The organism is Paenibacillus faecis (assembly GCF_008084145.1).
GTDB classification, from domain to species: Bacteria; Bacillota; Bacilli; order Paenibacillales; family Paenibacillaceae; genus Fontibacillus; species Fontibacillus faecis.
Genome location: NZ_VSDO01000004.1, coordinates 543,636 through 570,351, shown reverse-complemented (window position 1 = coordinate 570,351; position 26,716 = coordinate 543,636). Strand labels below are relative to the sequence as shown.

15 protein-coding genes, 1 pseudogene and 1 riboswitch are annotated in these 26,716 nt (G+C 53.2%); of the genes and pseudogenes, 7 read left to right on the top strand and 9 right to left on the bottom strand.

Features of this window, described 5'->3' with window-relative positions; all coding sequences use genetic code 11:
* The first annotated feature begins 114 nt into the window (after positions 1-114).
* The 4 genes from FRY98_RS20335 to FRY98_RS20320 all read left to right on the top strand — a co-directional run bounded on the left by FRY98_RS20335 (position 115) and on the right by FRY98_RS20320 (position 6,178).
* On the top strand, positions 115-1,860 hold the full coding sequence (locus FRY98_RS20335) for an alpha-glycosidase (RefSeq protein ID WP_148455387.1): 1,746 nt from the start codon (positions 115-117) through the stop codon (positions 1,858-1,860).
* 152 nt (positions 1,861-2,012) lie between these two features.
* A complete protein-coding gene (locus tag FRY98_RS20330) occupies positions 2,013-3,050 on the top strand; it encodes a LacI family DNA-binding transcriptional regulator (RefSeq protein WP_148455385.1) in 1,038 nt (345 codons plus the stop codon).
* 104 nt (positions 3,051-3,154) lie between these two features.
* The gene (gene pgmB / locus FRY98_RS20325) at positions 3,155-3,826 is read left to right on the top strand and encodes a beta-phosphoglucomutase (protein WP_148455383.1); all 672 of its coding nucleotides are present in this window, start codon (positions 3,155-3,157) and stop codon (positions 3,824-3,826) included.
* Positions 3,827-3,859: 33 nt separating this feature from the next.
* The gene (locus FRY98_RS20320; protein ID WP_148455381.1) at positions 3,860-6,178 is read left to right on the top strand and encodes a glycoside hydrolase family 65 protein; all 2,319 of its coding nucleotides are present in this window, start codon (positions 3,860-3,862) and stop codon (positions 6,176-6,178) included.
* Positions 6,179-6,650: 472 nt separating this feature from the next.
* On the opposite strand, the gene FRY98_RS20315 is transcribed toward FRY98_RS20320, so the two are convergent.
* The 7 genes from FRY98_RS20315 to pulA all read right to left on the bottom strand — a co-directional run bounded on the left by FRY98_RS20315 (position 6,651) and on the right by pulA (position 17,246).
* A complete protein-coding gene (locus tag FRY98_RS20315) occupies positions 6,651-8,012 on the bottom strand; it encodes an MATE family efflux transporter (RefSeq protein WP_148455379.1) in 1,362 nt (453 codons plus the stop codon).
* An 18-nt stretch (positions 8,013-8,030) separates the two neighbouring features.
* Positions 8,031-8,690: a dihydrofolate reductase family protein gene (locus FRY98_RS20310; protein WP_148455377.1), complete on the bottom strand. Its 660-nt coding sequence runs from the start codon at positions 8,688-8,690 to the stop codon at positions 8,031-8,033.
* A 20-nt stretch (positions 8,691-8,710) separates the two neighbouring features.
* Positions 8,711-9,862, bottom strand: coding sequence for a sugar ABC transporter substrate-binding protein (locus FRY98_RS20305; protein ID WP_148455374.1), 1,152 nt, complete (start codon positions 9,860-9,862; stop codon positions 8,711-8,713).
* 22 nt (positions 9,863-9,884) lie between these two features.
* Complete coding sequence (locus FRY98_RS20300) at positions 9,885-11,834, bottom strand: alpha-amylase family protein (protein ID WP_148455372.1); 1,950 nt, start codon at positions 11,832-11,834, stop codon at positions 9,885-9,887.
* 40 nt (positions 11,835-11,874) lie between these two features.
* Positions 11,875-12,915, bottom strand: a complete 1,041-nt coding sequence (locus FRY98_RS20295; RefSeq protein ID WP_148455370.1) for a zinc-dependent alcohol dehydrogenase — start codon at positions 12,913-12,915, stop codon at positions 11,875-11,877.
* A gap of 230 nt (positions 12,916-13,145) precedes the next feature.
* Positions 13,146-15,185: an amylo-alpha-1,6-glucosidase gene (locus FRY98_RS20290; protein WP_148455915.1), complete on the bottom strand. Its 2,040-nt coding sequence runs from the start codon at positions 15,183-15,185 to the stop codon at positions 13,146-13,148.
* A gap of 99 nt (positions 15,186-15,284) precedes the next feature.
* Positions 15,285-17,246, bottom strand: coding sequence for a type I pullulanase (gene pulA, locus FRY98_RS20285; RefSeq protein ID WP_148455368.1), 1,962 nt, complete (start codon positions 17,244-17,246; stop codon positions 15,285-15,287).
* A gap of 414 nt (positions 17,247-17,660) precedes the next feature.
* On the opposite strand from pulA, the pseudogene FRY98_RS29505 reads away from it, so the two are divergent.
* Both FRY98_RS29505 and FRY98_RS20280 read left to right on the top strand, forming a co-directional pair.
* Positions 17,661-17,726: pseudogene (locus FRY98_RS29505) on the top strand (zinc-ribbon domain-containing protein); the annotation flags it as partial.
* Between the two features lie 39 nt (positions 17,727-17,765).
* The gene (locus FRY98_RS20280; protein ID WP_170287121.1) at positions 17,766-18,404 is read left to right on the top strand and encodes a DUF2628 domain-containing protein; all 639 of its coding nucleotides are present in this window, start codon (positions 17,766-17,768) and stop codon (positions 18,402-18,404) included.
* A gap of 63 nt (positions 18,405-18,467) precedes the next feature.
* Here FRY98_RS20280 and FRY98_RS20275 read toward each other — a convergent pair whose 3' ends face one another.
* Both FRY98_RS20275 and FRY98_RS20270 read right to left on the bottom strand, forming a co-directional pair.
* Complete coding sequence (locus tag FRY98_RS20275; protein ID WP_148455364.1) at positions 18,468-21,944, bottom strand: DUF6359 domain-containing protein; 3,477 nt, start codon at positions 21,942-21,944, stop codon at positions 18,468-18,470.
* A 763-nt stretch (positions 21,945-22,707) separates the two neighbouring features.
* Positions 22,708-24,144 carry an NAD(P)/FAD-dependent oxidoreductase gene (locus tag FRY98_RS20270; RefSeq protein WP_148455362.1) on the bottom strand — a complete coding sequence of 479 codons (1,437 nt, stop codon included), beginning with the start codon at positions 24,142-24,144 and terminating at the stop codon, positions 22,708-22,710.
* 70 nt (positions 24,145-24,214) lie between these two features.
* A riboswitch (purine riboswitch) is annotated at positions 24,215-24,314 on the bottom strand.
* Between the two features lie 259 nt (positions 24,315-24,573).
* Here FRY98_RS20270 and FRY98_RS20265 point away from each other — a divergent pair.
* Positions 24,574-25,893 carry a hemolysin family protein gene (locus tag FRY98_RS20265; protein WP_148455358.1) on the top strand — a complete coding sequence of 440 codons (1,320 nt, stop codon included), beginning with the start codon at positions 24,574-24,576 and terminating at the stop codon, positions 25,891-25,893.
* Positions 25,894-26,716 lie beyond the last annotated feature (823 nt).

Genomic DNA, 26,716 nt, shown 5'->3' with positions numbered 1-26,716 from the left:
ATAATCGAGGTTCGTACATTCTAACGGTAAAAACGGGATAAAGGCCAAGCTTCGTAACAGTGTATTCGGGTTGCCGAACAAATTTCATGAACTGAGAATGAGGAGGAATTATCTATGCTTCTGGAAGCGGTTTACCATCGTCCCCAATTGAACTGGTGTTACGCGTACGACCATGAAACGGTTCATCTCCGCCTGCGGGCCAAAAAGAACGATCTCAGCGAGGTATATGCGTTTGCCGGGGATAAATATGCCTGGGATTCCACCAAAGAACTTGTCCCGATGACAAAATTCATTTCCGACGCGTTGTTCGATTACTGGACTTGTGAGGTTAAGCCCCCGTTTCGCCGCTTGAAGTACGGCTTTTTGCTGAAATCCGGCGAAGACCAAATTTGGATGACGGAAAGCGAATTTACTAAGGAACGCCCCGTCATTCCGGATCGGTTGTTTGAATTACCGTACATTAACCCGGGGGATGTGTTCACCGTGCCGGATTGGGTCAAGGATGCGGTCTTTTATCAAATCTTCCCTGAGCGTTTCGCCAACGGGGACCCGAGCAATGATCCGGAAGGCGTGTTGCCCTGGGGCGGCAAACCGGAACGCGATAACTTTTTTGGCGGCGACTTGCAAGGGGTTATCGATCACCTCGACCATCTAAGCGAGCTTGGAATTACGGCCATCTACTTCACGCCGCTATTCGAAGCGACGACGAACCATAAATACGATACGGCCGACTATATGCGCATCGATCCGCATTTCGGCGACATCGAAACGATCAAAAAGTTGGTCAAAGCCTGCCATGAAAAAGGCATTCGCGTTCTGTTCGACGCCGTGTTCAATCATTCCGGCAAAACCTTCGCCCCCTTTGTCGATGCGTTGGAAAAAGGGGAGCAGTCCCGTTATAAGGACTGGTTCCATATCCGCGAGTTCCCGCTCGAGGTGAAAGACGGAATCCCAAGCTACGACACCTTTGGTTTTGAGCCGCTTATGCCGAAGCTGAATACGAGAAACCCGGAAGTAAAGGAATATTTGATCAAGGTAGCGGAGTTCTGGATCAAGGAAGTGGGAATCGACGGCTGGAGACTCGATGTGGCCAACGAGGTGGATCATGATTTCTGGCGGGATTTCCGCAAAGTCGTCAAAAACGCCAATCCGGAAGCCTATATCCTGGGTGAAATCTGGCACGAATCCTCCCCTTGGCTGCAAGGCGACAAGTTTGATGCGGTCATGAACTATCCGTTTACGGAGGCCGTTCTCGATTTTGTAGTTCGCGGCAAATTGGATGCCTTGGGATTCGCCAATGCCATCGGCCAGCAAATTTCCCGTTATCCGCTTCAAGCGAGCGAGGTGGCGTTCAACCTGCTGGACAGCCACGATACTCCCCGCCTTTTGACGCTGTGCGAAGGCAACAAGAATAAAATGAAGCTGGCCGCCACCTTCCTGTTCACCTACAACGGCACGCCTTGCATTTACTACGGCGACGAAGTAGGGCTGGACGGAGGACCCGATCCCGATTGCCGTAAATGCATGGAGTGGGACCCGCAGAAGCAGGACCGTGATTTGTTTGCGTTCTATCAAAATCTGATCGCCATGCGCAAAGAACTCGCTCCTCTTCGGACAGGCTCCATCCATTTTCTCCTCGCGGAGAAAAACGGGTCCCGGCTGGCCTATGAACGCAGATTGGACGATGAGCGCGTTCTGGTGCTGCTGAATAATTATGATGCCGGCCAAACCCTGGAACTGACCACGGATACGCCGATATGGCGGGATGCGTTAAGCGGGAAAACCCGGGAGGCGGTTAACGGCAAACTGAGCGTCCGGCTTCCGGCTTACGGGTATGCCGTATTAACCGAAGCGAAATAGCGCACCATAATGAACACGGCCTGTCTCTTCCCTGTTCCGGGTGGGGTCAGGCCTTCTTTCTATCGGCCTTGCTGCCCCGGGTCTATTTACTTTCCGCAAGGTATCGATTAATATTACAATGTAAGGCAAACGGTTCCACAAGGAGGTTCTTTATGGCTGTAACTATAAAAGACGTTGCCAAAAAGGCCGGAGTATCGCCCTCCACAGTGTCCCGCGTGCTGTCCAATCATCCGAGAATCAGTGCTGAAACTTCGCGAAAAGTAAAAAGCATCATGGATCAGCTTGGATACCATCCGAACATTATGGCGAAAAGCCTCGTATCCAAAACGACTAACAGCATATGCATCATGCTTCCGAAGTCGGCTGAAGAATTGTTCTCCAACTTCTTTTTTATGGAATTGATCCGGGGGATCGTGACCCAGGCGAGCCGTCTCGGTTATGATGTCCTGATCAGTTCCGGAGCGAACGAAAAGGAAGAGGTCGAGGGTGTATCCAGGCTGCTGAATGGACGCCGTGTAGACGGAGTGATTCTTCTCTATTCGAGAAAAGACGACCCCGTTATCGACTTTCTGTATGAGGGCGGCCACCCCTTTGTATTGATCGGCCGCAGCGAACAGTATCCCGATATTTTATCCGTAGATAACGATAACGTACAGGCTTCTTACGATGCCACCAAACACTTGATCTCCTTAGGGCATGAGCGAATCGGATTCGTCAGCGGCCCCCCTGAGCTTATCGTTTCCCAAGATCGGCTGAAGGGCTATCTGGATGCCCTCCATGACTCGGGACTGGAATCTCGGGCGGAGTGGATTGTTGAAGGAGACTTCTTGCAGGACAGCGGTTATCGGGCGATGTCTTTCTTCATGAACCTGCCGGACCGTCCGACGGCGATCGTATTGATCGACGACGTGGTATCGTTTGGCGTCCTGCGCGGTCTGCATGAATTGGGTTACAGTGTACCGAATGATTTGTGTCTGGTCAGCTTTAACAATATCCCGTTATCGGAGCTGTCGACACCGCCGCTCAGCAGCATAGACATCGGCATATACAACTTGGGGTATACAGCCTCGCAGGTTTTGATTCAGGCGATCAAGAACAGCGATGACAGCAGCTACCGCAAGCGGCATATCATTCCCCATCGCCTAATGATCAGGGAATCGTCCATGTACAATATGCCAAAGCAGAAATGACAGGCATCATCACTTTGAAAAAATAATTGAAGCAGACTTGCTTCTTTTATTTTTTGCAGCTTGTTCAAACGTTTGCGCTATATTTTGACGAAAGGAAAGAGCTAATGAGTACAATTAAGGCTTGTCTTTTTGATCTGGACGGCGTTCTTGTCGATACCGCCAGATACCATTACGAAGCCTGGAAGCGTCTGGCGGCAGACCTGGGCTTTGAATTTACGCAGACCGACAATGAGAGACTAAAAGGCGTCAGCCGGATGGCCTCGCTCGATATTTTGCTTTCGGTAGGCCAATTGCACAAAAGTGAAGCAGAGAAACAAGAATTGGCGGCGCGCAAAAACCGTTGGTATGTGGAGGCCATCTCGAAAATGGGCCCGGAGGAGATTTTGCCGGGAGCCCTTTCTTTTCTTAAGGATTGCCGGGAAAGCGGTTTAAAAGTGGCCCTCGGCTCCGCCAGCAAAAACGCGATGACCATTTTGAACAACACGGGGCTCACCCCTTACTTCGACGTCATCATCGACGGGACCAAGACATCCAGCGCCAAGCCGGATCCCGAAGTGTTCTTGCTCGGGGCTTCCGGGCTGGAGGTGGAGCCGGAGCACTGCGTCGTCTTCGAAGATGCCGAAGCCGGGATTGAAGCGGCCCGGAGAGCCGGCATGCGCAGCGTCGGCATCGGCTCGCCGGCCACGCTGGGCGAGGCCGATCTTGTGATCCCTTCGCTGGAAGGGATGACGGTGACCCGTCTGCGGCAAGAAATGCCCGCTTTTTTCATATCTTAATTACTTAGATGAATAAAAAAGGAGCCGGTACGCATGAAACAATATCTTAAACTGGATGAATGGTCGATTATTGAAGAATCGTTTGATCCCGCCCTGCATGAAATTTCCGAGAGCATTTTCAGCATCGGCAACGGTTATATGGGACAACGGGCGAATTTTGAGGAGCGCTACAGCGGACCTTCCCTGCAAGGAAGCTACATGGCCGGTGTGTACTATCCCGACAAAACCCGGGTCGGCTGGTGGAAGAACGGCTATCCCGAGTATTTCGCCAAGGTGCTCAACAGCACGAACTGGATCGGCATCGACGTTCTGATCAACGGCACGCCGCTCGACCTTGCCCAATGCGAGGTAAAGGACTTCGTCCGTCAACTGAATATGAAGGAGGGCTACCTCTCCCGGCGCTTTGTGGCCGTCATGGAAGGCGGCAAAGAAGTTCAGATCGAAGCCGTCCGCTTCGTCAGCATGAAGCGTCAGGAAATCGGGGCGATCCGCTATGCGGTGACTCCGCTGAACTTCTCCGGCAGTATCCGCTTTGTGCCTTATCTGGACGGGGATGTGCAGAACAAGGATTCCAACTATGACGAGAAGTTTTGGCTCGAGGTGGAAAAAGCGGCCGCGGCCGACCTCTCCTACTTGACGCTGAAGACCAAAAAACTCGATTTTCATGTTACGTCGGTCATGGCTTTCGATGTGTTCAAAAATGGGCAGAAGCTCGAATTTGTCCCGTCCTTGTCCGAACGCGAGAAATTCGTGTCCGCGGAAGCCGTTTTTGACATCGAACAAGGCGAAACCCTTACGCTCTACAAATACGTCGCGAACGTCACCTCCCGCAACCATGGGCTGGGGCAGCTCGTCGACGCCGGAAAAAAAGCGCTGCTCGAGGCGCATGCCGCCGGATTCGATACCCTCCTTCGCGAACAGGCGGAGGCCTGGGCCGAAAAATGGAAGGGCAGCGACATCATCATTGAAGGCGATGCATCGGCGCAGCAGGGCATCCGGTTTAATATTTTCCAATTGAATCAAACCTATACCGGGGAAGACGACCGTCTGAACATCGGGCCGAAAGGCTTTACCGGGGAAAAATACGGCGGCAGTACTTACTGGGACACCGAGGCTTACTGCGTCCCGTTCTATCTCAGCACCGCGGATTCCACCATTGCCCGCAACCTGTTGATCTACCGCTACAAGCATCTCGAAAAAGCCAAGGAAAACGCCCGCAAGCTCGGCTTCACCAAAGGCGCGCTCTATCCGATGGTGACGATGAACGGGGAAGAATGCCACAACGAATGGGAGATTACTTTTGAGGAGATTCACCGCAACGGGGCGATCGCCTATGCTATTTATAACTATGTGAATTATACAGGGGATAAATCTTATTTAAGCCAATACGGCCTGGAGGTGCTCGCGGAAATTTCCCGCTTCTGGGAAGAGCGCGTGAACTTCTCCAACCTGAAAGGCAAATATGTCATCCTTGGGGTGACCGGGCCGAACGAGTATGAAAACAACGTCAACAACAACTGGTACACGAACCGGATTGCGGTCTGGACGCTGGAATATACTTTGGAGGTGCTGGATTACCTCAAGGCCAACGAAAACGCCCGCTACCTGGAGCTGGTCGACAAGCTCAAGCTGACGGATGAGGAAACGGCCAAGTGGCGCCATATTATCGACAATATGTACTACCCTGTGGATGAAGAGCGCGGCGTTTTCCTTCAGCAGGACGGCTTCCTCGACAAGGAGATCGTACCGGTCAAGGATCTGCCGCCGGAGAACCTACCGCTGAATCAGAACTGGTCGTGGGACCGGATTCTGCGCTCCTGTTACATCAAGCAGGCCGACGTACTGCAAGGATTGTACTTCCTGGGCGACCGGTACGATCTGGAGACGAAAAAGCGCAATTTCGATTTCTACGAACCGCTCACCGTCCACGAGTCCTCCCTCTCCCCTTGCCTGCATGCGATTATCGCCTGCGAGCTCGGCTACCAGGAGAAGGCTTACGAAATGTATTTGCGCACCGCCCGTCTGGACCTGGATAACTACAACAACGACACCGAAGACGGCTGCCATACGACCAGCATGGCCGGGACGTGGATGTCCGTCATCCAAGGCTTTGCCGGCCTGCGCGTGCGAAACGACGAACTGGTACTCAAGCCGTTCATTCCTTCGCATTGGAAGTCGTTCTCGTTCAACGTTATGTTCCGCGGCGCCACGCTGAATGTCAACGTGACCGAAGAGAGCATTATCGTGACGAACGAAACCGATGTACCGGCCGCGATCCGAATATATGACAACAGCTACACCGTCGGGGCCCATGGCGAAATCCGGGCGCAAAGAGCGACGGTTACGGTATAAGCAAAATAAGGACAGATTCCCGTTTGATTCGGGATCTGTCCTTTTTTAGACAATAGGCGGCGGTGTAGCGGGTTCTTTTCACACTCTTCACCTGCGGCTCATTTAAATTAAATGGAATTCTTCCCGTTAATTTGGTGAATATGCGGCTGCATAGGCGAATTAGCTGGAGAATCTCCCGCTAATTCGCCTGAAATGGTGTATACAGGCAATTGGGCCGCGAAATAGATGGAGTTTTTCCAGCTAAATCCGATGGAAGAGCCAAAAGCGGTACATTAACGGGAGATTTTCCCCTTAATGATGTAAACTCCGATATATCTACAATTGTGGACGTCGGCAACGTAACGTATCTCCGGTATCTCCGAAACCATTTCACATCCTTCCCCACGCCAAAAGCCGCAGGATGTAGGCCTTGCCTACGTTCATCCTGCGGCTGTTCGATATCACCCATTCGGTAGAGCAAACCAACGGTTACTTACGCGGCAATATCGTTTACCAAATTCTTGATCCATTTGCGGGAGTGGATACGCCACATGCCGATCCCGAAACGGACCACCTCTTCCAAGGAAAGCACCAGATAGACCAGATAGACCGGTTGTTTAAAGACAAACGACAGCAACAGTCCCGACGGAACTCCGATCAGCCATGTCGCCGCCGATTCCATGGCGAATACGAACTTGCTGTCCCCGCCGCTGTTTAAAATCCCTCCGGCCATGATCATATTCCCCACTTTTACCCATAGGAAAGCAGCAAACACCCAAACCAGATAAATCCCCAGGCGGTGGACCTCTCCCGAAATATTAAAGAAGGAAACATACCAAGGGGAAGCTGCGGCAATTACCAGGCCAACGGCAAGGGAAACGGAAATCCCCAACGCGATAAAACGTTTGGCATACTGCAAGGCGGGCTCTTCCTCCCCGGCACCCAGCTTGTTGCCGACCATCACCCCGCCCGCGCTGGCCAGGCCCGACAGCAATCCGATACAGATTCCCTGCAGCGGGAAAGTGATCGTCATGGCCGTCATTTCCGACGTTCCCATCCGGCTGTAGATCATGGCATAAGCCGTCTCGCCCATCACCCAGATAAACTCGGTCAAGATGATCGGATAGGTCGTGCGAATGAACTTTTGCAGGAGCGGCTTGGGGACCTCGAACAGGCTGCCGAAATCGACCGAACCGGGAAGCCTGAACTTGTAGACGGCCCCAATGATCAACGCACACTCCACGATTCTGGCGGTTAGCGTCGCGATAGCCGCTCCCTTTAATCCCAGTTCCGGAAACCCCCAGTTCCCGAAAATCAGCATATAATTCAATACAATGTTAAGCATTACCGTAAACAAACTGACAAACATCGGCAGTTTGACATGGGTGGTGCTTCTGAGAATGGCGGAGTACATCATCGTAAACATCGTCGGTACATAACTAAGCGAGATAATTTGCAGAAAAATGTACCCCTCCCCCAAGATCCGCTCATCCGTTGTGAATAATCCCAGGCAAAGCTGGGGCTCAAAGAACACGAGCAGCGTAAACAGGAACGACAGCGCAAACCCGGCTATCAATCCGATCCCGAGCAATTGGGAGATACTCTTGCGGTCCTGTTTTCCCCAGAACTGGGCCGCGTAGATCGAAACGCCCGCCGCAAGACCGGCCAGTACGACGGAGATCACTCCGTAAATTTTCGTGGCCATTCCGACGGAAGCGATAGCCACATCGCCCAGCTGTCCGACCATCAACTGGTCCGTGAGCGTGAGCAAAGACATGATCAAGCTTTGTAAAGTTACTGGAAGAGCAATTTTATATACGTTTTTATAAAAATCCTTTTTTAGCTCATCGCTCATCTGGCCTGTCCTCCCGTTTTATACCGCCTTCATATAACGCAGCAAGGTGTAATGATCCTTCGGCTGTACTTCGACCACCTTAAATTTTTTGGTAAAATCCAGCCGCGTGTAGCCCTCGCCATCCACCAGTGTAATATTCGACGCCCCGCCGATAATAATCGGAAGCTGCATCAGAATGATCTCGTCGACGAGATCCTCGTTGAACACGTGCCAATTCAGAAACCCGCCTCCCTCCACCATCAGGCGGTGAATGCCGTAGTTTTGTTCCAGTATGGAAAACAACTTGGCGAAATCGACCTTGTCTTCTCCGCAAATCAGGCATTCTTTTCCCCGCTCCCGCAGCAGCTCGATCTTGCGTTCATCCTTCCCCAGCTCTGTGGTCACGAGAATGGTTTGTCCCTCGTCCGCCAACACGTGGCTGTCCAGCGGAATGTCCATCGTTCTTGTGGGAACGATACGCACCGGATTCTTATTCTCTTCATACCGGTTCGTCAAAAAGGGGTTGTCCGTTGTGATCGTGTTCTTCCCGACCATAATCCCGTCCACGATTCCGCGAAATTTATGAATGTACTCCATATCCCCGCCATCAAACAGACTGAACAAAGGCTTACTGGACTGGCCCGGCCCCAACGTCAGTTTGCCATCGATCGAAACTTGGCTAAATACACTCGTCTTCATGGATTTTCCCTCACTTTGATTTAATAGTTATTGGGCTGAGCGACATCGGCGATATGCCGAAAATAACGGTCGACCACGGTATAGGCGGAGTCCGCCCCTTCATTCATCAAGCACCGCAAACCCGGGCGAATCGCTTCCCAAACGGAAGCCATGGCCGGTTCGATCGGCATGGGACGGCTCTTCTCCAGCAACTGGATCAGAGTCGCCCGATCGGCGCCGGCTTGACGTATCACCTTCTCCCGAGCCCCCTTGCGAACGGGAATCCGCTGCACCTCGGTGCCCCATCTCGTCTGGTTCTCTTCACTGAGCATGAAGGCGGCAAACGAGAGGATTTCCTCCCGGAGTTCCGATTCCAGCGAATGCCCCGGGAATACGAGTCCGATCGACGAGGACATGGAGAGCGAGGGTATCCCCAACACGGAAGGGAGCGGAGCAACGCCCAGCTTGTGCTGCATCTGCCGATCCAAATAGTTATAGATCCACTCGCCGCAGATGATCGCGCCGATTTGGCCGCCTATGAACCTGTCCAACAGTTCCGTCGAACCGTTCATGCTGGCCAGAACTCCACGCTCCCCCTGCGCGCGGACAAAATGCAGCGCCCGTCTCATTTCGTTCTTTGGAAAACAGGGCGTGTTCCCCCGCATCGGCCAACCCCCAAATGCCGTCAAAAACGGAATAAACGAATACGGTTCCAGGAGATCGGCGGCAATAGGGATCAGCCCTTGATCTATCAAGCCGTTTCCCCCGGCTTCGATCTCTTCCCACGAGCCCGGGGGAGCGGGATAGATGTCCCGGTTGTAATACAGCACCAGATGATTCCCCGTCAGCACCGGCAGGCCGTAGGCGATTCCTTCGGAACGCATGGAATCCGATAAGTCCGAACCGTCGGATGCTGCCAGCGCAAGCAACTCCTCCGGCACCGGGGAATAGTTCGCATTCGCTCCGAATCCGGCCATATCTGCCGGAACCATAGCCATCTGCGGCGCTGGTCCCCCCTCGCCGATCCGGTTCAACCGTGCCGACAACTCTACGATATTCATCACTTCGGGGATGACCCGAACGCCGGTTTTGCGGGAATATTCATGACATAAACCTTCCAACAATTCAATGGAGGTGTCTCCCGGACCGTCAAATTCATGCCAAATGACCATTTCTTTCAGATACGAGCCCATATTTTTGAGTTCTCCTTTGCCTTTACGGTTTGATTTGAGGATGATAGAAGACGATTCCCTGGTGGGGCTGAAGCATTCGCCAATCCCGGCCGCCTTGGGCCGCAGAGACCAGAGCGAATTCCGGGTCGGCCAGACTATCGATCCACACCGTCCAACCGTCCGATACGGGATAGATCGCATTCAGACGAATTTCCTGCGGAGCGTCGGCGCTTAAATTGAAGCAGCACACCAGCATCTCACTCCCTTTCAGATAGGCGTACATCAATACCTCTCCCTGGGCGTCAGGTACAAAAAAGTTCTGGGGCCGGACCAGATGCTCCAATTGCCTCTTTCCGGCATGCAAACGGCTCAGTAAAGGAATCATGGGCTGCGGGTGTGTCCAGTTAATGACCAGACGGTTGAAAAAAGCCCGCGGAATCTCCGCGCCGCCCGTATTATCGGCAAGTCCGCAGTTCAAAGGCTGTTCTTCGTTCATCTCGATTCCCGTAGTCAAAAAAGGAATGGCGTTCGGCAAAAAGCTGTTGAATACGCTCATCATCCGCGCCAGACGAATCCCTCCACGACTGGCAATTCGGGGGGTGTCCGCCGTTTCGGAACAGGCGAATACATGTATGGCCAACTCGGGGAGCTCCTGGAGGTACGCCTGCAGCGTTTCCACCGAAATATCCGTCATAATCTTCCACCCGCTGCCGAGCATGACATTATACCCGGTGCTCGCGGCCTTGAGATGGTTGCGATTGAACAAGTCCTCGCTGATGAGGATGGCGTGGGGCCGGATCTCCTTGATCGTCCGGAACATCTCCTCCAGCAAAGGCACCGGCAGGACATGGCCGATATCGATCCGGAACCCGTCGACGCCATAAGCATGCAAGTTGAACTTAACGGCCTCCACCAGCATGTCCCACAATTCCCGGTTCGGTTCCGTTCCGGGGTACATGTTGCATTTGATCGTGTCGAACAACACATACGGCGGTTGATTCGGAGGGACAAAATCCCGGACTTGCGGCGCATGATCCTTGAACAGCCTGTAAAACGTAATATCCGTCCAGATCGGTTGGACATCGTTAACCCAGTCGGAGTGAGCCGGCGCCGTCGTAATCCCCATGTTTTCCTCGACGAGCGACAACAGCGGCTCGCCGGATTGCCGGGCGCGCTGCTTCAGACACTGCCACAGCAAAGGATTCAATTCGTTCGGCGGCGGCGAAAATTTGGATAAAAAAGCCGCCGTTTCCTTGCTGCGATAAATGGTTTCGAGCTTGTCCGGGCTGCATTCTTCGAAGAAGCCCAGCTCTGGAATATAAGGAGGACGAAAGCCTTCCAAATGTTCCTTGCCGATCCAGTACACCCAATCGGGATGATCTTCAATAACTTCACTGTCTCTCGCCGTTACCCTGGGGATAAAATCCACCACGACTTTTACGCCCACCAGATGACAGGCTTCGACGAGCGCGGCCATTTCGTCGTGGAGCGTAAACTCCGAGATGCCGTCCAATAAGGGATCGTGCAGATCGGGGTCCAGCTCGAACAAACTATGAACCGCGTAAGGCGAGCCGATGTCCCCTTTCCAGTGCATTTGGCTGTATCTTGTAACCGGCAGCAAATACAGTATATTGACGCCCATTTTCTTCAACAGCGGAAGCAGGATCATCAATCTAAGAAAAGTTCCGGATTGAATGCGGCCGTCATGGTTATAGTCCCATGCCGCGGTGTATCGGACCAGCGACGAGTAGATGATACTCCGGTCGAGACTTTGCTCTTCAAAAGCGTACGATTCGGACAGTTGAAACAAAAAGTTAAGATGATGCAGCAGAAACGGCACCGGATCCACTTTTATTTCCCGATGCTTCGTGTCGAGAATATCGGTATACCCGCATTCGTTCCATATTTCGGGTATCCAGATCGGCCCGATTTCTTTGGGTCGGTGTGAGGCCAGAAATCGGTAAATATATTTCAAGCGTTCTTGGCGGGCCATAACCCCCCATCCCCTTTCAGCGTTCTTTCAAAAATGGCGGCTAGAACACAAATACCGTTTTCATCGTTTCCGCCGGCAAACGCGCACCGGTTGAGAAGTCGTACCCCAAAAGCTCCTGAATCGCCGGCTCGTATTCGGTCAGCGGATAGCGTCTTGTAACCAGCGACGCGAGTTCGGGGTGATCTGCCGCAAACTTCAGCGCCGGCTCAAAAGTACCCAGGTATTCGCCGGCCCCGATGATTTTCACGGCATGCTGCACATAATGGGTGGGAGTCAAAATATATTGATAGCCGCCGTTAATCCCGAAGGGAACGATTCTTCCGCCCCGCTCCACCCATTGCTCGGCCAGGGCCATTTGCGTCCCTACAGTATCGATAACCACATCATACTTTCCGGATTCCGGAGCAGGGGGATCGGTCTTCCCGCCCAATTCCTCCGGCAGGACAACCCGCTCCGAGAACCGGCGGGCCACTGACAGGCGATACGGGTTAACCTCCGTCCCGACCGTAAAGCAGCCGAGCGCTCCGCCGACGATTTGGCACAGCAAGCCCATCGGGCCCGAGCCAAGAACCAGCACGCGATCTTCCCGGGTAACTCCCGCCACCTTGAAATTGTGCAGAACACAAGCGAGCGGTTCCACCAAAACGGCCGCCTCCCAGCTCATCCCGTCGGGGAGCCTATGCACAAAGCTCTCATCCGTAACAAAATAGGGAGCGAACGTACCCGGAAGGTTTAACCCGGCGATCGGCATCCCTTGTCCGGAGCGACCTATGCACAGGTGCAGCTGCCCTTTTCGGCAAAACCGGCATTCCCCGCAGCTCTGGTTCGGGTCGATAACGACGCGGTCTCCCACCCGAACCCGGCTTACGTCCGCACCGGTCTCCACGACGGTTCCTACGGCTTCATGGCCGCGGATGATGCCGGGCACCCCCGGCTCCTTCCCGGCGATGACGGCGAGATCCGTACCGCAAATTCCCGCCAGTTCGATTTTTACTTTCACCTCCCCGGAAGTACGGCACGATGGGGACTCCTGTTCGATGAGTTCCAATCGTCCACGTTCCGTCCATATCAATGCCTGCAATTGAAATCACCTCTACTTTGTTAGGAGATTAGTTCAAACGTTTGCACAATTTGTTACGACCACATATTATCACTAATTTCTGTAAAAGTAAGGTGAAAGGTGTCGAATTTTGCGGGCGTTTTTCAGAAATTATCAGAAAACGTTTTTATTTTGTTTACAATGATAAAAAAGCCGCAAAACTTTCACTCCTCACAAAGAGCTTATTTTGCGGCATGACTATAGTATGGTAATTACTTGCTGTTTATTTCGGGTAAATAGGGCAGAATATCTTCGGTGTATGCCCGCAAAATCTCTCCTACACTCCAGGCTTGAGTGCAGCATCCCCGGCCCGTGCAGGCAAACTCTCCGTCGAAAATTTCCGCAATTCCCCCGATGGCTCCGTCCTGAAGATGGTCCTCGAACACCTCGCACATCCCTTTGGCCGTAAGCACGGCTTCCCGGCTGTGCCCGTTCACCTTGCAGTAGGCGGATATAAATGCGCCAAGCGGGAAAGCCCATACGGTTCCCATGTGATAAGCCCCATCCCGGTCAATGAGCTTGCCGATATATCGAGGCTTGTATTCCTCGTCTTCAAAAGAGAGCGACCGTAAGCCGTAAGGCGTATACAAATGTTTATAAACGGTGTCCACGACCGCCTTTTGCTTCTCGGGAGGAAGCGCCGAATAGGGAAGCGAGACCGCCCAAATTTGGTTCGGCCTGATTTTGCCGTCATTCTCGTTCCCGTTCACATCGATAACATCATACAGACACCCTGCCTGTTCATTCCAGAATCGGCGGCTGAAGGAGTCTTGTACCTGTTGCGCAAGTATATCGTAGGGCTCCGTGTCGCCAAAACGCTCCGCCAACTGCGCCATAACCCGGAGGGCGTTGTACCATAAGGCGTTGATTTCCACCGGTTTCCCGTGACGCGGCGTGACGACCCAATCGCCGACCCTCACATCCATCCAGGTCACTTGATCCAAGCCGCTGCCCGCATGGATCAGGCCATCGTCATCCATGCCGATCGAAAAGTCGGTTCCCGCTTTATGGGCAGCCAGGATTTCCTTAAGCGTCGGGTAAATCTTCTTCTCGATAAAGGCGTAATCCTCCGGTCCTCCGGTATACCGCAAATACTCGTGAACGGCGTGGAAATACCAGAGCGAGGCATCGGCCGTATTGTAAAGCGGTTCCTGGCCGTCATCGGGGAACATGTTGGGAATTAAACCGTTCCGGAGGTAGCGTGAGAAGGATTCCAGAATTTCTCTCGCGTCCTCGAACCGTTTGGTGGACAGGGTCAATCCCTGCAATGCGATCATCGTGTCCCGTCCCCAGTCGGTAAACCAAGGGTAGCCAGCCAGCACCGTTTTAAGGCCCGTCGACTCCCGCTGCACTATAAAATGATCCGCAGCCTCCACCAAGCGGTCGGCAAACCGGTTTCCGTATCCGGCCCGCTCCACCAAACCGTCCATCCTCTGCCTGTATTCACGGACGATCTCGAATCCGTCCTTGTCATCGAGCGGATCTATGGAACACTTCAAGTAAATGGCTTTGCGTTCATAGGGTTTCAGTGAAACATGAATTTCATAGGGAGTGTAGTGGTTGTCCACCCCCATGAATCCGTTCCGGTTCTCGAACTTGTAATAGTGAGCCTCTTCATACAAATAAGGTGGAGTTGCCATCGTCACCGGGTATGTCGATCTGTCCACATAATCCCCTTCGGATGCCATAAAAGAGATCGTCGTTTCCGGCTGCCTGGAGGGGATCAGCTTCAACGTCTGATTCGCCAGCTCCGTTTCAAACGAAAGACTCCCTTTCTCCGAAACCTCCCCGGGAGAACGAAAATTGAACAGCGGAACGATGTTCAGCAGCGCGGACTCCCGTCCACCGGTAATTTCATAACATACGACCGCCGTATTGCGCCCGTATTCCATAGCGATCGTCTTTCGGATCGAGATGTCTTCCACCTGATAATCGTATTCCGGTACGGTGTTAAGGACGAAGCGTCTTAAATAATGCTGCCCGTCTTTTTGCCAGTTCACATACTGCTGCGAGGTTAAATCATAGGTCTTGCCGCCGATCGTCACCTGCTCCTGGGTTCTCGTAAATACGAGCATCCGGTTTACCGGCGCTTTGGCCGACGCCACCAGATAACCGTGGGACATCCGGAAACCGCCGCCCGGAACGGAGTGGCTGGCATAGCCCCCGATCCCGTTTCCGATCAACCATTCCCGTTCGTTGCCTTCCTCGATCGTGCGCCAGGCATGTCTGCCCAATACATAAGCCCTTTCCATCCCCACAAACTTCTCCTCCCCAATTCCTTATGACTTAAACGTTTACGTAAAAAGCAGTGAAAAGGCTCCCCCCTGAAATCCGGGGAAGGCCTTTTCGGTTCAATCGGTCACATGCAGCACGACCATGCCGACGCCGCGAACGTTCAGGCTGCGCTGCGCCAATCCCTGGACGAACTCGCCGCCATAGTGAACCTCCCATGCGCCGAGGTCCGGCAATTCCAAGGTCACCGGTTCCGGATTGGCATTGTACAATACATACAGATGCCGATCCGGATCGCCGCCGGCGTGATCCCGCAAGGTGTAGGCGACCGCCAGCGGCGGTGCCGGTTCGAAACGCAGGTGTTTCCGGATCTCTTCGGCCGTACGCAGCCGGAAGGCCGGATGGGATTTGCGCAGGCGGATCAGACTCGCCACATAGAGCACATCGTTTTGGCGCTCCGCACAACGCGCCCAATCCAGCCGGTTGATTTCCACCGGCGATTTGTAGCTGTTCTCCACTCCGTTCTTGGTACGCATAAATTCCTGACCGGCGTGAATAAACGGGATCCCCTGGCTCGTCAGCACAATGGCGGAGGCCAGCCTGTGCATATGCCGGCGCTGCTCCGCGGACGCCCCTTCCGCCGACAGGGCAAGCTTATCCCAAAGCGTATGATTGTCATGGCATTCCACATAGTTGACGCTTTGCACCGGTTCCCGCGCGAACTGCTCGATGCCTTCGCCGTAGCGGATACCCCCGACGATTCCGCGCTTGATGCCGTCCTCCAGCCCGCTCCCCTGACTGACAAATCCTCTCGACTTCTCCTCAAAGTTGCTGCCCTTGACCGCATCGCGAATCCCGTCGTTGAAGTGCCCGACTCCGGGAAACCGCCACGCGTTCCCCTGATGGGCGCGGCGCTCGTTCGGGAGTACGCTCCCCTCCATGTTCCACCCTTCGCCAATCAGCAGAATCGACGGATCGATCTCATCCATGCGGCGGCGGATCTCCTTCATCGTATCGACATCAAGGAGCCCCATCAGGTCGAACCGGAACCCGTCGATGCGGTACTCCCGAATCCAGTGCAGGAGCGAGTCGATGATAAATTTGCGCATCATCGGCCGCTCGCTCGCGCATTCATTTCCGCAGAAGGAACCGTTCGAAAACTTGCCGTCCGGTTTGTAGCGGAGATAGTAACCCGGCACCAGCTTGGTGAAGTTGACCAGATACCCGTCGTATACATGGTTGTAGACAACGTCCATGATCACCCGCAGCCCCTTGTCATGCAGCGCCTGGATGCACTGCTTCAGCTCCGTAATCCGGGCTGTCGGCGAGTACGGGTCCGTGGCGTACGATCCCTCAGGGGCGTTATAGTTCTTCGGATCATACCCCCAATTGTAGTGGGGCTGATCGAGCCGGGTCTCATCCACGCTCTCGGTGGAATAGTCAAACACCGGCAAAAGCTGCACATGGGTCACACCGAGCCCGGCGATGTGATCCAGCCCGGTCGGAATCCCATCGGGACCTTTCGTGCCGGCCTCGGCCAGTCCCAAATATAGTCCCTTATGCCGGATCCCGCTTTCCGGGTGGATGGACAGGTCCCGGATATGCACTTCATAGATCACCGCATCCACCGGAGAAGTAAACGCCGGCTTCGCAGCGGTCCAATGCTCGGGATCGGTCCGGCGGAGGTCGACCACAACGCCCCGGTCCCCGTTTACGCCGACGGCCTTGGCATAGGGATCGACGGCCTCGTTAACATCCGACCCGATCCTTACCTTGAACGTGTAGTAAACGCCATGAAGGTCCCCCGGTTTCTCCGCTACCCATGTACCTTTCCGGCCGCGGGTCATCTTCACCTCTTGCTCCGGCTCGCTGTTCCAGGAGGCGTAAAGCACCACCAAGGCTTCCGAGGCCGTCGGTGCCCAGAGGCGGAAAACCGTCATTTCCGGGGTATAGGCAGCCCCCAAGTCGTCACCGTCGTAATTATATTTTTCATCAAACGCGGGGTCGAACACGGAAACGCCTCCGGTCACTTCCGGATCGCCGTAATCGATCGCAATGTCAATTTCCTTCTGTACGGACATGGGATTCACTCCAATCGTATAAATTGTCGCACGAAACGACTCATTTCATGTAAAAGAAATCCGATTAATGTAATTAGCGGAGGTATTCCCGGTAATGGACGATATCGACTCATCAAACTATGAAAACGGTTGCCGCTTAAAACACCCGCGTCCCCTACCTACTGCATCATATGGCAACAAGCCACTTAAGGGTCCCTTTCATCCGCCTCCGCCCAAATGATTACTAAAACGTTTACTTCAACTTGTATGTGGTGCATTATACCATTGCTATTTCCTTTGGGTCAATCGTTTGCACAATGATCATTAACCAAATTTTTTATCCGGAATCTTCATTTTTTCTTCCCTATCTCCGATAACAATTAATAGTACTTTAGGACTATATCGTTCACTACATCTAGACCGACGGAGGATGCCATGTACTGTTCAAATTGCGGCAAGGGCTTATATGAAGACGATAAATTTTGCGTAAATTGCGGTGCTCCGGTAAAAACGCGCGAACTTGAAAGGGAGAGCGACGGCTTGGCTCCTTTTCTGAACTCGGCGGCCCCCAACCCTCACCCAGAACAAGCCCGAAGGAATACGGCGGAGCCCTTCGAAGAGGACTATAGCCTTTTTATCGGAAAACGCGCCGAGGAGTACTTGCTCCTCTGGAAAGAAGATCGCCACTGGAACTGGCCCGCTTTTCTGTTCGGGGGATACTGGCTGTTGTACCGAGGAATGTATTTGTACTTTTTGCTTTACTTGATCTGTTTATCCTTACTCGTGAATGTGATCCGTTACCTGACCTTTCCCGCCTACTATTTATCGAATGGGGTGGTCTGGACGGTCATCGCGGCTCATTTCGTGCTGCAGGTTGTGTTCGCCGCCTTCGCCAATCAGATTTATTTCCATCATGCGCAGCGAAAAATCCGTTCACTGAACGTTCGCTTTGACAGGTATCCGGATCTGCGGAAGGAGAAAATCGAAAGCGCCGGCGAAACCAGCCTCTACATCCCTATCGCCCTCGCCGTTCTCCCGATTCTGATCGGAATCGTCAGCTTCCTCCTTTATACGGCCCATATTTATAAAGAGATCAACCAAGAAATCCGGATTATGGAGCAGGAGACCAGTTTGAGAAGGTCTTTGGAGACTACCGACGGAGCGATTAGGCCTGCTTAGCCAAAAAAAGACCACAGCACGGTGGAGCCGGGCTGCGGTCTTTTTGCTTAAAAAAGTCGATGATTAACTCGCTTGTTTGCCGATGTACCTCAAATCCTCGTAAACCAGAAGCGCGAATTCGGATTTCATGCCTCTGCCGGATTGGGCCAGAACGATCAGCTTTAATTCATTTAAGCGGATTTGTTGTTCTTTCTTGGTCTTCGCCTTCTGGAGCGCGGCTACTTTAGCCTGAAGCAGACTGGCCACTTCCTTCTTTTTGATCCGTTTCTGCTCCATCCCGAGGTCAATCAGTTCATCGAGATGGTCGATATCCATCGTCACTTCAAAAGTGAACTTTACAAAAGACTTATGGCCCAGTTCATCCGCGGCCGTCACGCTTAGCGTATGCTTCCCTGCCGAGAGGTAATACGGCTGGAACCGATTCGGATCCGCGATCTTTTTGCCGTCCAAATAATAAGTGGACTTCTTGACACCGCTCGCGCGATCCTCAACCGTCACCGTAAAAGGTACGTTGTCCGCCGTCTGCATCACGATTTTCTCTCCGTTCAGACTTACTTTAGGGCCCAGGCGGTCCACATTGATATAAAGCGTCTTACTCTCTTCTACGTTTCCGGCCTTGTCCACCGAGCGATACTCGATGACATACTTGCCGTCATTTTTAAGCTGGAGGGGAGCGGCGACCCGCTCCCATGCTCCCTCGTTCATCCGGTACTCCGTGTAATCCAGGCCGCTTCCGCCTTCGTCCTCGGCGACCCACTCTACGGTTACCTGGGCTTTATTGTAGACGTTTTGTCCGGCTTTTCCGTTATGCTCCGCACGGGTAACCGGTGCCGCGTTGTCAAAATGGACCACATGATCCAGGCTGAGCGGCTTGAGTTGATATACCCCTTTAAAAATCGCGGCGATCCCGGTAACATTGACGCGGGTTCCCGTCGGGTAAGCTTCGCTGAACGCCGACTGGCTAATCCCCGTTCTCCCGTCGATCCGCACCTTGGCGCTGGAACCGTCCGCTTTGACGGCATCGAACTCAAAGGATCCCGCCGGTGAAGCCGACACCAGGTTTTGGATTGCGACGTTCTCCAAAGTAATCAGACGTCCCTGGTTCGTCTCGTCCACGCCGCTTTGGATGATCGGATTCGGCAGAGGAGCCATTCCCTTTTTCTCGATCAAAATCGGGTTTTCCAGTTCCACCTCGCCGTTGTATACCGTTTTTTCGGCACTGATGCGGACCCGGTCGCCCGCATGGTACCCGGAAGCCGTTTGGAACACGTAAATGCCGGCGGTTTCATCCTGCACGTAGAATCCCTGTCCGCCAAACACGCCCGGTTCGGAGGTAATCACGCCCTCGACGGTAACCTTCGTTCCGTCCGGTTTCTGGCGGACCTCCGCAATGGAAGCCAGCTCCGGCACCGGCGGCTTGTCGTCCGGCAGCGGCTCCGCGCTCACATCGGCGATCGTGACGGCCTTCGTCAGCGCATTGTCGCTTCCTTGTTTCAGGCGCAGATTGGCGCTTCCCGCCTGGCCCGGCTTTAACTGCACGGTCAGCTCTTTGGCCGCGTGGCCCAGCGCATCACCCGTCAGCGAAAACGCCGGGCTATAGTTGTAATCCGACCACGTACCGTCCGCATGTTTGAAACGGGCGATTTGCGCACCACCGGCCAGATAAATTCCCACTTTCAGATCGTTTATCGTTAGTCCTGGCAAAAGATTGTCCGCCGTTACCCGGATTTGAAATTCCTCGTTGGCCGGCAGCCGGGACTGATGAACAAAGCCAAAGACCGGCTGCGGCTGCGGAGTCTCGCTGGATCCGTAGGACCCCGGCTTGAAAGTGGTCGGGTCGTACCATTTATACCCCGCCGCCGGTGCCGACCAAGGCTCCGGTTTCGGCTCCACGGACGCCGCCGGCTCCTCTTCCGGTCCGAGCACGGTAGGTTGGTCCAGTTCGATACCCGGGACTTCGGCAAAAGAGGTGTAATTCTCGTCATGGGCCAACCATCTGACCGTATTCACCAGGAAGATTCCGTCGTCGACTTCTTTGAACCCGTCATACGTTTTCTTCTTTTGCCCGTTTTCTTCTCTTACATATTTCGGCGTGGCGTCCTCTACCGGAGACGAATCTCCGATAAACGCGGCTTTACCGAGGCCCAGCTTGCCGATCGCGGCATAAGGCCCCTCGGCGCGGCCTCCTCCGTTGTAAACGCCGCTGTCTACCGCGTTGCCCCAGGCCGGGACACCCGTCGGCACATAAACGACGCCCTTCGCTTTTTCGGGGTCCAGAATCGCCACCGTCGAGCCGGCATGCATGGCAACCTCTTCCACGCCTGACGTGATGCCGAACGATTGGGACGGATTCACGATATCATTGGCGTTAACATCCCCAATGGCGTTATATCGGAAGCGCACCCCAAAGTGATCGGCCAGCCAGTCGGAGCTGATGACATCCTGCATGGCGGGCGAGTTCGCTTCCTCCGCGCTCATCCCTTTGGCCGGGTTTTCGTAAGCGCCGCGGCGGTAGCCGTTAAACACCTCCGAAGCGTCCCAACGGTTTTTGTTGCGGTCGGCATTGTAATGGTCCGAGATGAAAAATACGGCCCCGCCGTTTTCCACATATTGAACGATCGCCGCCTGCTCGGATGCTTTGAACGGAATGTTCGCTTCCGGCAAAATAAAAACATCATAGTTCTTCAGGGTATCATAAATGATGGCCGCTTCCCCGAACGTAAATGGAACGGGGCGGTCCAGAGCGTCCACCTGGAATCCGGCTGCCCGGAGACCGTCGGCGAAATCGGAGAAGGCGCCGTCGATGACCCAATCCGCTGCGCCCGCGGTTTGGGCGTGCGCATGGTCGAACAGAACCTTTTTGCCCGTTCCGTCCGGTAGCGCGGGCGTTTCGGGCTGCTCTCCACCTGGCTGTTCGTCCCCTGGTTGTTCTCCCCCAGGCTGCTCGCCCCCCGGTTGTTCTCCACCAGGCTGCTCTCCACCTGGCTGCTCCCCTCCGGCCAGCTCAATTTTGTTCACCGATTTCAATCCGGGGAAGTTATTATAGGCATTCAGGGAGCCGGAGACGGTCACTTGACGGCCGATCAGCTCGGGATGGCCCTGCAATCCGAAGTCGCCCCGCAGGCCGGAGGGGACTTGAACGTTAACAAGCTTGCCGAGATCCCGTTCATCCGGGGTATCCGCCAACAAAAAATTATAATCATTGCCGAACGGCGCGTTGAAATTCGCTGTCAGCGATCCTGTGGCATGTCCCACGGTGTACCCGGTAACGACGGTCTGCTCCCCGCAGTTACCTTTGGCAATCGCCGCCCCCACACTGATGGAAGCGCCGCTCGACCCGGCGGGCTCGGCCAAATCCGTGCCGCCTTGCTCCGGCACCGGCGCTGTCTGAGACAGCGTATCCGAGGCCGCGGCCGCCGGTATCGCGCCTCCCTGGCCCGCTTCCTCAGCAGCGGCCGGCAGTGCGCCGGCCAGACTGGTGACGAGCATGGCGATGACCAGCAACCAGTTTAACCGCCTTCTTTTCCTTGCGCGCTTCATACGTGATCGATTCCTCCCTTAACAATTGTTGGATAAATTCCCTTACAATCATAAAATTCTAACAATTGCCCACTATTTCCTACTTGTAAAAATCATGTTAAATAACCACCACCCGTCCAACGGGTGGTTACTCTAAGGCTATAAGCCTTTATTATCGGCTCGCGTCTAAAGGCGCTAGCTTTTACTACGTTCAAGCTACTAGGCCGTTGCCGCTTTTGCCTCCCCCTGAAGGGGGGTGATTATTACTGGTCCCCCCTCAGATAACCTTGATAACATAGAATTCCTGCATATGTGCATGTTTTTTTTGGTTGGGGCCCAAAATTTCAAAATTCCTGCAAATCTGCAGGAATTTTCGACGAAACCGGCTCGTTTCTCTAAAATCGCTGGAAATTCCTACAGATTTGCATCTTTTTTCGCATCCCCTCGGAGATCGTCCTAAAATACCTGCAGATTTGCATCTTTTTGGAGTTGAAAGTTTGGAAGCACACTAGGCGCCTCTTTGTATGTGACAGTTCACTTCGATTAGCCATCAAGTAACCTTTTCCTTTCGTTATACATCGTAGCTTGAACACTCCTATGATAACGACCCCAACATCAGATAGCTTTTTGCTATAAGCATCACTACACCACCCACATAGCAGGTGTTTTTTGTTTTGCACACTTCGCGAGCTCACCTGACTAAAGCCCCAAAGAAACAAAAAAAAACGAAGGCCGCTTACTCGCCTCCGCTTTAACTCCCATTATCCGATGATCTTGTCGTGCGCTATCCCCCTGTCTTCTCCATCATTCCCCTGGCGATCCAAACTCCGGCCGCTCCGGCTTGGGCCAAGCCGCGGGTAATACCGGCCCCGTCCCCGCCGCAATATAGGCCGGCGATTTCCGTCTCCAGCGATTCCGTCAGTTTCGGACGGGCCGAATAGAATTTGGCCTCGACTCCGTAGAACAGCGTGTGCTCGGAAGCGATTCCCGGGGTAACCTTATCGAGCGCTTCGACCATTTCGATCAAACTCTTCATCGTATTGTAAGGCAGAACCAGTCCAAGATCCCCCGGTACCGCCTCCTTCAAGGTCGGCTCCAAAAATCCCTCGGCGATCCGGGCCGCCGTCGAGCGCCGCCCGCGTAAAATATCGCCATACTTCTGGATGATCACGCCGCCGTTCGAAAGATCATTCGCCCGCTCGCAAATCTCTCTGGCATATTCGTTCGGCTTGTCGAACGGCTCCGTGAATTTATGCGATACGAGCAGCGCGAAATTGGTATTCTGCGAGCCGAGGGCGGGATCTTTGTAAGAGTGCCCGTTGGCGGCCATCACACCGCTGTGGTTCTCGACGACAACATGCCCCGACGGATTGCTGCAAAACGTCCGGACTCTGGTTCCGACCGAGGTGTTGAAAATAAACTTTCCTTCATACAAATGCTCGTTGATCTCCCTCATTACCACATCGGACGTTTCCACGCGAACGCCGACATCGACCTGATTGTTCGACATTTTCAGGCGGCGCTTCTTCAAAATTTCGGTCAGCCAGGCCGAACCGTCCCGTCCCGGAGCTACCATTACCTTGTTCGCCTCGTACGTATCCCCGTTTTTCAATAGGATGCCTTGAACCCGATGCCCTCCATCTTCCTTGACCGTAATGAGGTCCTCCACCTCCGCCTTGTAAATCATATCGATTCGGGTTTTCAAATATTCATAGATCGATTTCAGGATCTCCAGATTTTGTTCCGTGCCGAGATGGCGGACTTGAGCCCGAAGCAGCTTCAAACCCGCGGCGTAGCCGCGCTGCTCGATCCCCTTGACCGCGTCCGTCAGCGGATCGGTAATGACCGGCGTAGCGCCGTGCTCAAGGTTGATTGCGTCCACATAGCGGATCAGCTCCAGCACTTTGGACGGAGCGATGTAATCCGTCAACCAGCCGCCGAACTCGGTCGTGATGTTAAACTTTCCGTCACTGTAAGCTCCGGCTCCTCCAAACCCCGCCGTAATGGAGCAGGCGGGAAGGCAGCCGGCAAACTCCTTTTTCCCGGCAGCGGGAGGACAAAGCGTAATCTTCTCCTCCAAAATCGGACAACGGCGACGGTATATATCATGTCCTTTATCCACCAGCAGCACTTTCCAATGCGGCGCTTTCCGCGTCAGCTCATAGCAGGCAAAAATCCCCGCCGGTCCGGCCCCGACAACGATTACATCGTATTTATTCATCAGTTCAAATTCCTCCTGAGGTTAGTTATGGTCTGCAGAAAACGCAAAAAAATCCCCGACTTCGAATAGGTATGCGCAAGCACCCGTTCGTAGCCAGGAATTTGTGGTTCCTTGTAGAGACCCTCAAACCGTATTTTTGAGGATATACGAATCGTTTAAAGCCCATCTATGATTTCGTTTGTTACGGTACTAATAATAGCTTTAAATTACCGAATAAGTCAATAGATAAATTAGTCATTATTCGTATATTAGCAAAATAGAAAGAGTTATTTTAAACAAAACAACCATATTATCAATTAAAACACGAACATTAATCCATAAATTATGTTATGATTCTATACTTACTCATTCGCATTAACAATTCACATGCTTTATAATATAATTATGCTTTTATTCATACTTTTAATTAAAAAGGAGTAGATGTAGCGAATGGACAGTGACAGGCTTTTGGTATTGAATTTGGTTTTGGTCGTTATTCTCATAGCAATGACGGCATTTTTCGTTGCGGTGGAATTTGCGATCGTCCGGGTACGGGGCAGCCGCGTGGATCAGTTGATTGCCGAAGGGCACAAGAAGGCGTTGGCCGTTAAGCAGGTCACCTCCAATCTTGACGGATATTTATCCGCCTGCCAGTTGGGGATTACGATCACGGCGCTTGGACTCGGTTGGCTGGGCGAACCGACGGTGGAGCGAATCCTTGAACCGTTGTTTCACAGCCTTCACATACCTGAAGCATTAGGCGGTGTGCTTTCCTTCATCATCGCATTTGTGGTGATTACTTATCTTCACGTGGTGGTCGGTGAATTGGCGCCGAAGACCGTGGCGATCCGCAAAGCGGAAGCCGTGGCCATGTTTACCGCAAAGCCGCTCATTTTGTTTACCAAAGTGATGCGCCCCTTCATCTGGACCTTGAACGGCTCGGCCAATCAACTGGTGAGGATGATCGGCATTAAACCCGCTTCCGAGCATGAAGAAGCTCATTCGGAAGAGGAACTGCAAATTATTATTAACGAAAGCTTCGAGAGCGGTAAAATCAATCAAAGCGAATATGGCTACGTCAACCGGATCTTCGCGTTTGACAATCTGCTCGCCAAGGAAATTATGGTTCCGCGCACCGACATGGTGTGCTTGTATACAGATAAAACGCGGGAAGAGAACCTGGAAATCATCAAAGAACAGCAATATACCAGATTCCCCGTCGTGGAACAAAGCAAGGACAATGTCATCGGCATTATCAACACTAAACAATTCTTCCTGGCTTACGAGGATAATCCCAACCTAGAAGTCGCTTCGATCTTGCAGCCGGTCATGGCCGTTTCGGAAGTGACGCCGGTCAACGAATTGCTGCAGCGGATGCAGCGGGAAGGCACGCATATCGCCATCCTCATTGATGAGTATGGCGGCACCGCCGGTCTCGTCACCATCGAGGACATCCTGGAAGAAATCGTCGGCGAAATCCGCGACGAATTCGACAAAGAAGAGGAACAGCCGCTGGTTCAGCTCAGCGAAACCCATCTGGTAGTCGATGGGAAGGTTACGATCAATCAGATCAATGACCTGCTGTTGGCCAACCTGGACACGGAGGATGTCGACACGATCGGCGGCTGGCTGTACGGCAGACACCCCGAAATGAAAATCGGAGAAACGTTGGAGCACCAAAGCCTGCGCTTTAAACTGCTTGAGAAAGAACCGCACCGATTCCGGAAGCTGGAGATTATCAAGCTCGAACCACAACTTGAGGAATCATAAAATAAATAAAGGTTGCCCCGTCAGCGGCGTCAAGCTGCTGCGGGGCAACTTTTTTTGGTGCGAGAGGGAGCGCCGAAATAACGGGAAAAACTCCCGTTATTTCGGCTCTTCGCGGTCGTTGAAGAAGATTAACTGGAAATATTACAGCTAATCGTCGGCTTTCCTCGCTAATTCTCCCCCTTTCGAGGAATTAGCTGGAGAATTTCCAGCTATTTCGGTGCCGGAGGACGAAACGGACTGAATTAACGGGAGAAAATCCCGTTATGTTATGGACTCTTGGTCTCGCATCAACATTGCTGATTGCTGCCCGTTCGTTTGAGATAGACTCGTATGAGATAAATTAGTTACTTGGAGTAATTAGTTATTAAGAGGTTTAAAGAACTGTTGGCAAGTGGAGAAGCCTCAGCCCATTTGGTCGCCCGCAATAACGGGAAAAAAACTGCTAATTTTCCCTCTTGGTTGACATGGTACTAATCGTCGACTTATAAGCAACATAAGAAGCGGCGTGACGCAAGGGATCGCTGGAACGGACCATACTTCCTGGCTGACGTCGGTCTTAGCGGCGTTTTGGGCCGTTATTTCGGCCTCGATTCAGGTTCACGGGAAGAATAGCGGTCAAAAGGGGCCTTATTTTTCTGATGCGGGTCCCAAAATCAGGTTTTTGCCCGCTTTTCCCAAAAATAAGGCCCAAAAAGACCGCTATTTCTCATCGAAGGGACGAATTCGACAAAATAGCGCCGATTAAAGCCCTTATCACTTGCCCGCGAGACCGCGCCAGGGTCCGTGGACCATCGGCCCGGCTGTCAGGCAATCCGGGGCAAGG